An 11,552-nucleotide genomic window follows, 5' to 3' on the forward strand; every position below is an offset into this window, starting at 1 on the left:
CGTCAGAGATTTTCGATCGTCACGGGTGCGATGGCGTCGGCGGGCGTAAAACCGAAAATCCGCGAATAAAAATAGAGCTCGGCCTCGATCGCGCGCCGGATATTTCCCGCGCGGCGAAAACCATGCGACTCGCCCGCCAATGGCACGTACGCCACCGGGATGCCTTTCGTGCGCAGGGCATTCACCATTGTTTCGGTCTGATCCGGCGGCACTATCTTGTCTTCCAGGCCCTGAAAGAAAATCACCGGACACGACAGCCGGTCCACGTGATGAATCGGTGAACGGTCGCGATACAAGTCGCGATGCGCCTCGTACGGGCCGATCAGCCGGTCGAGATAGCGCGCCTCGAACTTGTGCGTGTCCCGGGCAAGCGACTCCAGATCGCTCACGCCGTAATAGCTGGCGCCGGCGCGAAAAAGATCGTGGAAGGTCAACGCGCACAGCGTCGTGTAACCGCCGGCGCTGCCGCCGCGGATCGCGAGACGCGTTGTATCCGCCCAACCGCGTTCCACGAGATAGCGCGCCCCTGCCAGGCAATCCTCCACGTCGGCGACACCCCACTGCCCCTCCAGCTTCAGGCGATAGCCGCGGCCGTAGCCCGTGGATCCACGGTAGTTCACGTCGAGCACGGCAAACCCGCGGCTGGTCCAGTACTGAAGCTTGAGATTGAGCGCGCTCGACGTGGCCGACGTCGGCCCGCCGTGGCTCAGCACCAGCAGCGGCGGCTTCGTGCCGGCCGGCGCACGGAAATCACGGTTCGCGGGCGGATAATAAAACGCATGTGCCGGTTCTCCGCCGGAGACCGGGTAAGTCAGCGTCTGGGGTGCCGCGAGATAACCCGCATCGGGCGTCGCGGTGCTCGATGAACGCAGGGTTTCAAACCGGCGGGTCGTGAGATCGAGGCGCACCACGGCGGGCAGCATCGTGGGCGACGCCGCGACGAAAACGGCCTTGCCGTGATCCGCCGCGACACCGCCGATGTCGGTAAACGGCGTTTCGATGATATCCATCCGGCGCGTCTCGGTCTCAAGCAGCGCCAGGCGCCATGTGGCTTCGCGGTTGAACGCGCACACGATGCGCCGCTCCGAAGCAAAGGCGTAGGTGGACATGCCGAATATCCATTGTGGCTGGCCGAATTCCGCTTCCATCGGCGCCAGGGCCTCTATCCGTCCGGAACGGAATCGGTACAGATTCCACCAGCGGCTGCGGTCGGAAACAAAATAAAGCGTGCCGTCCGGCGCGAAGGCCGGCTGAAAAACCGATTCGTCCCGGCTCCCGGCTACACAACGTTGGTTACTGAGTGACCCATTCGACGCGATCTCCGCCAGCCACAATTCGGTACCATCCCACGGCATGTCCGGATGGTTCCACGCCAGCCATGCCAGTTGAACACCGTCCGGACTCAGACGCGGGGAGGCGTAGAAGTCATGTCCCGAAACCAGGTTGACGGGCTCGCCGCGGCCATCGAGATTAACGGCCACGATCGTATTGACCGGCTCGCCGCCGGCGCGGTGATCTTCGCATGCGCACACAATGCGCTGACGCCGCAGGTCGATTGCCGTGTCGGCATAACGCCGATTGGATTCCGGCGTGATCGGATGCAGCGCGCCTCCCGGCGCGAGACGATACAGGCGCTGGTCGCTGTCGTTACAGAAATAAATCACACCGTTATCGACGGTAAACGCGCCGCCGCCGTATTCATGCGCCCGGGTACGGGCGCTGAACGGCGCGGGCAGGACATCCTCCGTCACGCCCTCGCGGAGCCGCACGATGGCATGGCGTCCGGCCTCCGCCGGGCGCATCTCACTCCAGTAAATATCCTGCGCATCGAGCGCGATCTGGCCAAGGCCGATCGAGCTCGTAGCAATCTGTTCCGCGGTGATCGGCGAGGACCAGGAACCGTACGGCGCAATTTTCGGCGCGGCGCTCACGCGCAGATGTGCACGACGATACGGCGCGCTCCGCCACGATGACGGTGCTCCCACAGATAAACCCCCTGCCAGGTGCCGAGCGCGAGCTGCCCTTCGCTTACGGGGATGGATATCTGTGTCGCTGTCAGGGCCGATTTAATATGCCCCGGCATATCGTCGGGGCCTTCGTTCTGGTGGGTATAAAGCGGGTCGTTTTCCTGCACGAGCCGGTTGAGCCAGTGCTCCAGATCGCGCTTCGCCGACGGATCGGCGTTCTCCTGACAATTTTGCCTGGAGCAAAATCGGACGCGCTTCAGCGCGCCCGTTAAGGGCGCGGGCCATGGATGGCCCGCGTCAATCAGCAGACTGGCCGAGGTGTGCTGCACAAAGAGAGTACACAGGCCTTCGCGCACGCCGGCGTCGCGCACCAGCGCGTTGAGCTGGTCGGTGAATTCATGTAGACCCTGTCCGGGCGTGGTGATAGTGAGATGTTTGATCATGAAAAATAAAAATCTTTCACCGCAAAGACGCAAAGAGCGCAAAGATTTTTTTGTTGCGGCCCGGGGCGCAACCAAACCCGTTGCACCCGTTCGGTGGCGCGAATGTTCGCTGAACATTCGCGGAAACTCCACCTCACCCTTTGCGTCTTTGTGGTGTAGAACTATTATATTTGAGATTGCTTCTAATCTTTCCGGTCGCTGTGGCCGAGATTTTTCTGCGGCGCGATGCGGTCGCGGATGAGCTGCTTGATCTCCTTGGGTTCGGGAAAACGCCCGACTTGCTTCTTGTTCCACAACCGTTCACCGTTCAGCCGCACCTCGAATATGCCGCCGGTGCCGGGAATCAGCGCCACCTCCCCGATTTCGTCGGCGAAGGTCGTGAGCAGCTCCTGCGCCATCCACGACGCGCGCAGGATGAAACGGCATTGGCTGCAGTATTCGATTTCAACACGGGGCTTGCGCGTGCTCATGTCGGGTCGCGCCGGGCGCAGAAAAAATTCTGCGTTTCAGTATAAGCATCCGCCGGCGGCTTGTCGCGCCCACGCGGAAAAACCGTTTGTACAGGGTAATGAAAAATCGCCTTGGGCGGAGGCGCCAAAATGCGATATAGTGGCGCGTTCTTTCCATCCTTTCAGAGGACCCCCCCACATGAAGGCAGCCCACGGCATGGTGGTTTCCATGCACTATACCCTTACCGACGACAGCGGCGAGACACTCGACTCGAGCCGCGGGGGCGAACCGTTCAACTATCTGCACGGTCACAGCAACATCATCCCGGGTCTCGAGAAGGCGCTCGAAGGCGCCCAGGCCGGTTTCAAATCCAAGGTCACCGTGGCACCGGCGGAAGGCTATGGCGAGAAAAACCCGGAAGCGGTTTTCGAAGCGCCGCGCGAACATTTTCCGCCCGACATGAAGCTCGAAGTCGGGTCACGCGTCTATGCGGACGGGCCGAACGGGCCGATTACCCTCACCGTGGTCAAGCTCACGGAAACCGGCGCGGTACTCGATGCCAATCATCCGCTGGCCGGCAAGACCCTGCACTTCGACGTCGAGATCACCACGGTCCGCAGCGCCACCCAGGAAGAACTCGAGCATGGCCATGTGCATGGCGAGGGCGGCCACCAGCACTGATTCCGGGACGGCACCGCGGCGCGCTATAAATCTTGCGCGTGAAAATTCATAACGGCGCGGGCGGTATCCTGCATCAGGACCGAGTCAGGCAATGCGCTCGGGCTGCTCGTCCGAGAGCCCGAGCACCTTGGCCGCCACCGCAAAAGCTTCCTCGCAAAACGCATCGATGTCGGCCCAGCGATCCGACGATTCGATTTCCTCGGTCAGGCCATGGGTGATGACCCGCAGGCGGTGCGAACCTTCGTGGGCACGGCTCCGGGGATTCTTCTCCGCCGTCACGTAAAATCCGGGTTTGCCCTCGCCCTCGCGCACGAGCGCGAGGATGTACTGGTATTTCACGGCATCGCTGCTTTCAATCTCTCCCAGCACCACCCCGGTATATTCGCCAAACTGGTAACGGCGTTGCGGAATCGCGGTCTGTATTTTGGGCGCCTCCATGGATCCTCTCCCGAAAAGAAATTATCCCCTGTTGCATCATCTAAGCCGGCCGACGGTTTTCAAAGCAGCACCGATCTCCCGCCACGACGAATATTAGCAATATTCTGGATTCCAGGCGGGATCAATCCCGCTCCAGACGCAGAAACCGGCTAATCCATATCTCCCGAGAGACAGGCGCGCGGCGACATGACATTTCAGGAACCGCCCGGGTTTTGTATGATGCAGCTGGTCCGCACCGGGGGTGGAGCGTGAAACCATTACCCAGACCGCGAAGACCGGAAAAATCGGTGACGGGAAAATATTCGTTTACAACCTGGAACAAGTCGTGAGCAGCCATACCGCCGAGACCGGGGCGGGCGCTCTATAAATAACAATCGCACCACAGGAGAAATTATTATGACTATCCGCAAATCTTGGGGGCTCGGCGTTGTCCTACCGCTGCTTGTCGCGCCGACGCTTGCATTCGCCGCGGAAGCGCCGGCGCTTAACATGGCCAACACGGCCTGGATGCTGATCTCTTCGGTGCTTGTGCTGTTTATGACCATCCCCGGTCTCGCCCTCTTCTACGGCGGACTCGTGCGCACCAAGAACGTGCTTTCCATCCTGATGCAGTGTTTCGCCATCACCTGCATGGTTTCCATCGTCTGGGTACTGTTCGCGTACAGTCTGGCCTATGGCGACGGCGGCGCCGGCAACGCCTGGCTCGGTGGCATGGGCAAGGCGCTGATGGCCGGCATCGGCGTGAACACGCTCAAGGGCGATATTCCCGAGACCGTGTTTGCCATGTTCCAAATGACGTTTGCGATCATCACGCCGGCGCTCGTCGTGGGCGCTTTCGCCGAGCGCATGAAGTTCTCCGCCATGATGCTCTTCAGTTTGCTGTGGTTGCTTATCGTGTACGTGCCAGTCTGTCACTGGGTCTGGGGCAACGGCTGGCTGCAGAAACTCGGCGTGATGGACTTTGCCGGCGGCACGGTGGTGCACGTCAACGCCGGTGTCGCCGCGCTCGTGGCGGCGCTCGTGCTCGGCAAGCGCAAAGGTTTTCCGGAAACGGCGATGCCGCCGCACAACCTTACCATGACCGTGATCGGCGCCTGCATGCTGTGGGTCGGCTGGTTTGGCTTCAATGCCGGCAGCGCGCTCGCGGCCAACGGCACCGCCGGCATGACCATGCTGGTGACTCACATCGGCGCCGCCACCGGTTCGCTGACGTGGATGTTCTGCGAATGGATCCGTTTCGGCAAACCTTCCGTGCTGGGCATCGTCACCGGCATGGTCGCGGGACTGGGCACCATCACGCCGGCCTCGGGCTTTGTCGGTCCATTGGGCGCGCTCGTGATCGGTGTCAGCGCCGGGCTGGTATGCTTTACGGCAACCAACTACATGAAGCGCACGCTGCACGTGGACGATTCGCTCGACGTGTTCCCCGTGCATGGCGTGGGCGGCGTTCTCGGAACCACATTGACCGGTGTATTTGCCGCCACGACACTGGGCGGTGTCGGCTTCGCCGAAGGCATGACCATGGGCAAACAGGTGATGACCCAGATCACCGGCGTTGTCGTCACCGCCGTCTGGTCGGGCGCGGTCTCGTATCTGCTCCTCAAACTGATCGACGCCATGGTAGGACTGCGCGTCTCGATCGAACAGGAGACGGAAGGTCTCGACACCGTGCTGCACAACGAGACGGGTTACAACCTCTAAGAGCCTCTAACATAGTGAGATTTCACCTAACGAAATTTCAGCGCAAAGACGCATGGAAACCACGCTTGCGGATTCATTCAGGGTATGGGGTCGGCTGTACACGAATATGAAATTCGTTATACTGATTCCGCAGTCATGTGCTGCCGTTCGTTGTCATGCTGGTGTTTGCAGGCTCCGCAGTTCGTCCTGGAGAAATTTCCACCATTACGGCGCGTATGAAATTTTCATAAATTAAATAATTGAGTGGGGTCATTCGTCATGCATATGGGTACTGTAAAGTGGTTTAACGAGGCCAAAGGGTTTGGTTTTATCGCTCCCCAGGACGGCACTGCCGATGTGTTTGTGCACTATTCCGTGATCCAGGCCGAAGGCTACAAGAAACTGGCCGAGGGCCAGCGGGTGGGGTTTGAAAGTCAGAAGGGACCGAAGGGTATCCAGGCCACGATGGTGAAACCGCTCGCCTGACTCAAACTGATTTGATCGGCCGGATCGCCGGTCAGAAACAAAAAACCCGCCATCAGGCGGGATTTTTGTTTGCCGAAAAGAAAAAGCTGTTTCAGCGTTTGCCGATGCTACCGGTGTCGAAGTTCACCTTTTCATTTTTGCCGAGTTCACGGTCGAGCGCCCAACCGCCGGCGCGCTGCCGGAAGAGATAAGCGGTTTTCATCGCCTCACCGGCCGGCTCCAGTTTGTAACGTGTTTCGCACACACCGATCTTGAATTTATCACTGTACCGCGTGGTGAAGCCGGGCTCATAGAAACTTTTCTTGGGATATTTTTTATGAATGTCCGCCTCGATCTTCTTGGCAGCGAGATAAGCCAACACCTTCGCCGGAGGGTCCTTCGGCCCGGGGACGTGCAAGGGATGCGCCTCATCGAGTTGGTTGGCATTGAGGGTTTTTGCAATCTTCCAGGCGCCGCCGTCCTTTTCAAACTGAAACCGCTGAATCTGCGACGACCCGCCACCGACTCGATACTCGACCTCGAGGTAACCGGTCATGTTCATGTTCGGCGATTCGGGCTGGGTATAACGCCCGTCGCGCGAGGCGATCACTTCCATCGTATTGCTCGAATCGCCCTTCAGTAACTCATGAAACGCAAGATATTGCAGCGTGTCCACTGAATCGGCGGTGAGATCGGGCTTGCCGTTGACGATACGGAATCCCTTGATATCGGCCTTGAATGTACCGGCGACATTGCTTTTCACTTCATCCGGAAGACTCAGGGAAATCTTGCCCGGGAGTTTTTTGTCCTTCTCCTGGCCAAACTCGAGCACAAGGGTGTATTTGTCGGTGAACTTTTGTTCCGAAGGCGCATTCTGTCCGTCTTCCTTCCAGGCCAGAATGATCTGCGGGGCGCCTGTCCCGGCCAGGCCCGCCACCTTGAAATTTTTTCCTGCCGGAACTTCCCACGGCGGCGTGGAGAGCATCAGCCTGACTTCGAGATCGGCGCTCGCGTCTTTACCCAGACTCAGCGTGAGGGTGCCATTCTCGATGCTGCTGTTTTCGACGACAAACGGCTTGCCGTGAATTTGTCCCTTGGCGGGCGCCGCGGGAATCGCGGGAGCGTCGGCCTTGGCCTTGGCGTCCACCACCGCCGGCGTGGTCCCGGATTTCTTGTCCGCCGCCGGGGCTTGCGCCTTGGCCGCGGGCGCGCGCGTGGTGGCCGGTTTGCTCTCAAAGAAACCGGTGATGAAGTCGAGCCCGCCGCCACCCTGCTGCATGAAATAGGCGCCTGCGCCAACAGCAATGAGCACCACCAAAACGACAATCTGGATCAGGGATTTTTTGTCGAGATTCATTTTCAGATTCAGAGCCATGGAACACCTGCCTGTGATTTCCAAGTAAAGCTAAGAATAGTATGCCCGGCGCATTCCGCCAATCGTTTTTAGCCGGAAAATCCGACATTTCGGCACCCCGGCCATCAGAAACCGAAGTAAAGCCCCAGACCGGTGTAGCGCAGGGGTTCACGGTAAAACTGGCCATTGGGCGAATGACCGCGGAAGTGCTCCAGCATCAGGCGCACACGCCGCGGACTGCTGCTTTTGAACTCAAAGCCCACCTGGTAGGAGCGGCTGCTGCCCCAACCGAGTTCCTCGGAAGCGCGTACATCCGCCGCGGCGATGAGGTCGAACTTGCCGGCTGCACGTGGCAGGATGTATTCGGCGCCGGCGTGCACCTGCTTGGGGGCGAGTTCCGGCTCCGAATGCACCAAATACCCGCCACCGCCGTAAATGCGCCATTGCTCCCATTCATAGGAGACGAGTCCTTCCAGTTCCTCGTAGCTCAGGTTCACTCGGTTGACGCCCGGATTGCCGAGAATGAACTCATCGCCGAGATGCGAACTCTGATGATACAGCCGTATCAGATACGACCACGGGCCGCGGCGGTAACTGATCGGCAAGCCAATCCAGTAATCCGCATTGATGAGATCGCTCGACGGCGCGTCGAGGTTGAACAGCGCGAATACCGCGCCCTGGATGCCGACCTGGGAGCTGCCGTATTCGCCGAACATGCCCGACGCCAGACCGAAATATTCTCCGACTGCCGTGCTGGCCGCGGCGAAATCTCGGCCATTGCCCCGGTAGTGCTGATAGCTCACAGAAAAACGTGGCTGGCGCGGATCGGCCAGCAATGGCGCGAAGAGTTCCGTCTCCGGCAGTGCATGAATATCGATCGGGGCCGGCACTGCCGCGTCCGATTCCGGCGCGGAATGGGACTTGTCGCAATCCGTGGATAAAGCCCAAAGCACGGTTTTGACCTGCCCCGATTGGGTGAGCAGATACGCAACATCACGCTTCTGGGATGGGCCGAGGCAGGTGCGCGAAGTCAGCGTGACGCCCGCATCCGGCTTGACCGCCTGCACGCGAAGCCCCAAACCGGGATAACGGCTATCCAGGAGCGCGTCCACATAGCCGCGCAAGTAATCGTCGTGCTCGCTCGCAGAAATGTATGGGCACGCGCCCATGACCAGCACGGCCATGAACAAACGCCACCTGACGGCTCGAGACAGAATGGACGCAAGCTGTTGGGCGAATTTCATGCAGGGATTTTACACGTTCGTCGTTAGGTAAGTGTCGCCGTTGCTGGAAAAATCCGGTATTGGGGACTTATCCACCGGGATGCGCCGAGTGATGTCATTGGCTTGATGGCGCGCCATTTGTCATACCTCGCTCCGACAGGGTAGGATATTAGCGTCCTAATGGAAGCAGTGAGCGCAAATGGACAAGGGCATTCAGAAAAACAAGGTTGTCTCGCTCAACATCCCCATCCTGACGGACGGAGCGCATGGTGTTGATGTCTCCCAAACATCATCGCGTGTTTCTTCGCTTGACCGATGGATTGCACGCAAGCTGCTTGACCTGCTCGACCATCCCCCGCTTGCTCTCGTGCTGTGGAATGGCGAGGAAATTTCATCCTCCACCGCCACGCCGGACGCGCGGGTGCACATTCGTGACAGCGAGGTGTTGCATCAACTTCTCATGAATCCTGCCCTGCATTTCGGCGACCTTTACAGCGTCGGTCGCATCGATGTCGACGGCGATCTGGTCGAGTTTCTCGAAACTGCCTACCGTGCGGCGGCGTCTTTGCCGAAATATCATAAACTGATGGCCGCGCAGACATGGCTCTTCAATCGCACGCGCCCGAACCGGATCACCGATTCGCGCGACAACATCCATCACCACTACGACATCGGCAACGACTTCTACGAACTCTGGCTTGATAGCGAGGCCATGCAGTATACCTGCGCCTATTTCCCTTCGGCGGATCTCACGCTTGAACAGGCGCAGCGCGCCAAAATGGATCACGTCTGCCGCAAGCTCCGGTTGAAACCGGGCGACCGGGTGGTGGAGGCCGGCAGCGGCTGGGGCGGATTCGCGCGCCACATGGCGAAGCACTATGGTGTCCGGGTTACCTCCTATAACATTTCACATCAGCAAATCGTTTATGCCCGCGAGAAGGCGAAGGCCGAGGGGCTGGACGGAAAGGTGGTGTACGTCGAGGACGATTATCGACTTATCGCCGGTGAATACGACGTATTTGTCTCCATCGGCATGCTCGAGCACGTCGGCCGGAACCATTACCGTGATCTGGGCGATGTCATCCATCGCTGCCTCGCGCCGGACGGACGTGGATTGATTCATTCCATCGGCCGCAACAAGCCCGAACCGATAAATGCCTGGATCGAAAAGCGCATTTTCCCCGGCGGCTACCCACCCACGCTGCGCGATATGATGGACATCTTCGAAGCGCATGAATTTTCCGTGCTCGACATCGAGAACCTGCGCCTACACTATGCCAAAACGCTCGAGCATTGGCTCGCGCGTTTCAACCGGCAGGCGGAGAAAATCGAGCGGATGTACGACAGTGCTTTCATGCGCGCCTGGCGGCTTTACCTTGCCGGTTCCACCGCCGGTTTCACCGCCGGCACGCTACAGCTCTTCCAGGTCGTCTTCACACGCGGCACCAATAACGATATCCCCTGGTCACGGGCACATCTTTATCAAGATTTGAATAGACGGGATTAACAGGAGATTTACAGGCGTAAAGAGTGGATCGTATGTTGATCATTCAACCTGTATATCCTGTCCATTGAAATTCAATAATAATGCTTATGATCCTTGCGTCGCCGGCTGGCGCGCTGGACCACCACGCCGCGAACCGAGTAATTCTCCACCATTTCGACGGTCGGATAAGCGTCGTTTAGCGCCTTGAGGAATTTTCTACCCTCTTCCACGATGAATTGGCGGAACGTGGTCTCGCCCCGGTAGTCGATGACGACATAGGCGCCGTTCAGTGGCGGCATGGCCGGGTCCACGATAATGATGTGACCGTCCAGGAATTCAGGGGCCATGCTGTCGCCAATGACGCGCAGGGCATACGGCTCGGCTTCGGCACAGCTCGTGATCTCCGCGTGTTCCTGGTTGGCCTGGGCGGGCATGATGGGAATGGTCTTGAATTTGTCGGCCATGAGCCGAACCTCCGATTTGAAAAAATAAATCTTTGACGATGTAACTGCAGCGGTCCGGAAATCCCGAAAGATAAAGCACGGTGCCTGTTCAATTCCCGGCAGAGAAAACCGCGATGACATGATGTTTACCGCCGCCGGCCGATTCCATTCTATGTCATTTTGCGTGGGGCGATAAGTCAGGAAGAAATACACCTACAACACGTCAGCCCTAGCCGCCGGATACCGAGGCGCGGTTCTTTCAGCGCGGGCGCTAGGCGGAACGGCGGATCACCGCTTCGACGAAGGCCACGTTCAACAGGTCGGCGTTGACGATTTCGGGTAAAAAATGACGGACCTTGTACAGCTTTTCCGCCTGCCGGCAGGCGGCGCGTTCAAGACGATCGCGCGTGATGCGCGAGAGATGGCGGTGCGTCAACAAGTTTGGTGCCTGCCAGTCGTGATAATCGTGAACAAGTTTTTTTTCACGTTCATCTTCCCATTCCTCACGCAGCAACAACTCGGGAAACGCTTTACGCTCCAGCTGCCGTCCGATCTGTCCAGGATCGAGACGGCAGCCGTGCAAACCGGTGCCACTGCCGTCGCTTTCGCGACGGAACCATTGCGCGCGTTCCATCGGCCCCGCGGCCTTCTGCACGCAGCGGTTAAGCACTTCGCGGTGCGGAATGTGCGATATCGGATCACCGTGGCTGGCGCCCGATGACAGGCTCGGCGCCATGAAACTGTCATCGCCCGCGAGCGCCGCGTGCCAGACGCTGTCCGCCACCCGCGGCGGTGTGATGCGTTCCAGGGTGCTGGTCAGAATCGCGAGCGGCTGGTGCTGCTTCGCATCCAGCAACCACAGCTCGATGTTGTCCGCCGGCACGAATGGAAAAGGCGGATGATTCTGCATCGCCGCGATGAA

The 11,552-nt window shown here is 59.1% G+C and carries 12 protein-coding genes and 1 pseudogene; 5 read left to right on the forward strand and 8 right to left on the reverse strand.

All coding sequences use genetic code 11. From position 1 onward, the window contains the following. Window positions 1-2 precede the first annotated feature (2 nt). The 3 genes from ACC569_RS06305 to ACC569_RS06315 form a co-directional block, all read right to left on the reverse strand. Window positions 3-1,931, reverse strand: a complete 1,929-nt coding sequence (locus ACC569_RS06305; RefSeq protein WP_372522650.1) for a prolyl oligopeptidase family serine peptidase — start codon at window positions 1,929-1,931, stop codon at window positions 3-5. Beyond that, window positions 1,928-2,410: a secondary thiamine-phosphate synthase enzyme YjbQ gene (locus ACC569_RS06310; RefSeq protein WP_372522651.1), complete on the reverse strand. Its 483-nt coding sequence runs from the start codon at window positions 2,408-2,410 to the stop codon at window positions 1,928-1,930. The genes ACC569_RS06305 and ACC569_RS06310 overlap by 4 nt, the downstream gene beginning before the upstream one ends. Before the next feature lie 182 nt (window positions 2,411-2,592). Next, window positions 2,593-2,880, reverse strand: a complete 288-nt coding sequence (locus tag ACC569_RS06315; RefSeq protein ID WP_372522652.1) for a SelT/SelW/SelH family protein — start codon at window positions 2,878-2,880, stop codon at window positions 2,593-2,595. A 178-nt stretch (window positions 2,881-3,058) separates the two neighbouring features. On the opposite strand from ACC569_RS06315, the gene ACC569_RS06320 reads away from it, so the two are divergent. Beyond that, window positions 3,059-3,541, forward strand: coding sequence for a peptidylprolyl isomerase (locus ACC569_RS06320; protein WP_372522654.1), 483 nt, complete (start codon window positions 3,059-3,061; stop codon window positions 3,539-3,541). Between the two features lie 84 nt (window positions 3,542-3,625). Here the strand turns inward: ACC569_RS06320 and ACC569_RS06325 are convergent, their stop codons facing one another. Continuing rightward, window positions 3,626-3,979 (reverse strand): hypothetical protein, encoded by a 354-nt coding sequence (locus ACC569_RS06325; RefSeq protein WP_372522655.1) that lies wholly within the window; start codon window positions 3,977-3,979, stop codon window positions 3,626-3,628. Window positions 3,980-4,229: 250 nt separating this feature from the next. Here ACC569_RS06325 and ACC569_RS06330 point away from each other — a divergent pair. From ACC569_RS06330 to ACC569_RS06340, 3 genes and pseudogenes are all read left to right on the forward strand, one after another. Continuing rightward, window positions 4,230-4,346 (forward strand): annotated as a pseudogene (locus ACC569_RS06330) (P-II family nitrogen regulator); the annotation flags it as partial. A 29-nt stretch (window positions 4,347-4,375) separates the two neighbouring features. Continuing rightward, window positions 4,376-5,680, forward strand: a complete 1,305-nt coding sequence (locus ACC569_RS06335; protein WP_372522656.1) for an ammonium transporter — start codon at window positions 4,376-4,378, stop codon at window positions 5,678-5,680. Between the two features lie 258 nt (window positions 5,681-5,938). Next, window positions 5,939-6,145 (forward strand): cold-shock protein, encoded by a 207-nt coding sequence (locus ACC569_RS06340; RefSeq protein ID WP_372522657.1) that lies wholly within the window; start codon window positions 5,939-5,941, stop codon window positions 6,143-6,145. A 91-nt stretch (window positions 6,146-6,236) separates the two neighbouring features. Here ACC569_RS06340 and ACC569_RS06345 read toward each other — a convergent pair whose 3' ends face one another. Next, window positions 6,237-7,499 (reverse strand): hypothetical protein, encoded by a 1,263-nt coding sequence (locus tag ACC569_RS06345; protein WP_372522658.1) that lies wholly within the window; start codon window positions 7,497-7,499, stop codon window positions 6,237-6,239. Window positions 7,500-7,603: 104 nt separating this feature from the next. Then, window positions 7,604-8,722 carry a DUF1207 domain-containing protein gene (locus ACC569_RS06350; protein WP_372522659.1) on the reverse strand — a complete coding sequence of 373 codons (1,119 nt, stop codon included), beginning with the start codon at window positions 8,720-8,722 and terminating at the stop codon, window positions 7,604-7,606. Window positions 8,723-8,900: 178 nt separating this feature from the next. On the opposite strand from ACC569_RS06350, the gene ACC569_RS06355 reads away from it, so the two are divergent. Then, complete coding sequence (locus ACC569_RS06355) at window positions 8,901-10,208, forward strand: class I SAM-dependent methyltransferase (protein WP_372522660.1); 1,308 nt, start codon at window positions 8,901-8,903, stop codon at window positions 10,206-10,208. Between the two features lie 71 nt (window positions 10,209-10,279). Here the strand turns inward: ACC569_RS06355 and ACC569_RS06360 are convergent, their stop codons facing one another. Continuing rightward, window positions 10,280-10,651 (reverse strand): LexA family protein, encoded by a 372-nt coding sequence (locus ACC569_RS06360; RefSeq protein WP_372522661.1) that lies wholly within the window; start codon window positions 10,649-10,651, stop codon window positions 10,280-10,282. A 250-nt stretch (window positions 10,652-10,901) separates the two neighbouring features. Continuing rightward, a partial coding sequence (locus ACC569_RS06365; RefSeq protein ID WP_372522662.1) for a hypothetical protein occupies window positions 10,902-11,552 on the reverse strand: 651 nt, incomplete at its 5' end.

Origin of the sequence: Sulfuricaulis sp., from assembly GCF_041499725.1 — a bacterium.
Taxonomy (GTDB): Bacteria; Pseudomonadota; Gammaproteobacteria; order Acidiferrobacterales; family Sulfurifustaceae; genus Sulfuricaulis.

Excerpts from the sequence above, each read along its gene's own strand:
- ACC569_RS06310 (WP_372522651.1), bottom strand. The coding sequence starts at position 2,410 with ATGATCAAACATCTCACTATCACCACGCCCGGACAGGGTCTACATGAA.
- ACC569_RS06315 (WP_372522652.1), bottom strand. The coding sequence starts at position 2,880 with ATGAGCACGCGCAAGCCCCGTGTTGAAATCGAATACTGCAGCCAATGC.
- ACC569_RS06320 (WP_372522654.1), top strand. The coding sequence starts at position 3,059 with ATGAAGGCAGCCCACGGCATGGTGGTTTCCATGCACTATACCCTTACC.
- ACC569_RS06325 (WP_372522655.1), bottom strand. The coding sequence starts at position 3,979 with ATGGAGGCGCCCAAAATACAGACCGCGATTCCGCAACGCCGTTACCAG.
- ACC569_RS06335 (WP_372522656.1), top strand. The coding sequence starts at position 4,376 with ATGACTATCCGCAAATCTTGGGGGCTCGGCGTTGTCCTACCGCTGCTT.
- ACC569_RS06340 (WP_372522657.1), top strand. The coding sequence starts at position 5,939 with ATGCATATGGGTACTGTAAAGTGGTTTAACGAGGCCAAAGGGTTTGGT.
- ACC569_RS06345 (WP_372522658.1), bottom strand. The coding sequence starts at position 7,499 with ATGGCTCTGAATCTGAAAATGAATCTCGACAAAAAATCCCTGATCCAG.
- ACC569_RS06350 (WP_372522659.1), bottom strand. The coding sequence starts at position 8,722 with ATGAAATTCGCCCAACAGCTTGCGTCCATTCTGTCTCGAGCCGTCAGG.
- ACC569_RS06355 (WP_372522660.1), top strand. The coding sequence starts at position 8,901 with ATGGACAAGGGCATTCAGAAAAACAAGGTTGTCTCGCTCAACATCCCC.
- ACC569_RS06360 (WP_372522661.1), bottom strand. The coding sequence starts at position 10,651 with ATGGCCGACAAATTCAAGACCATTCCCATCATGCCCGCCCAGGCCAAC.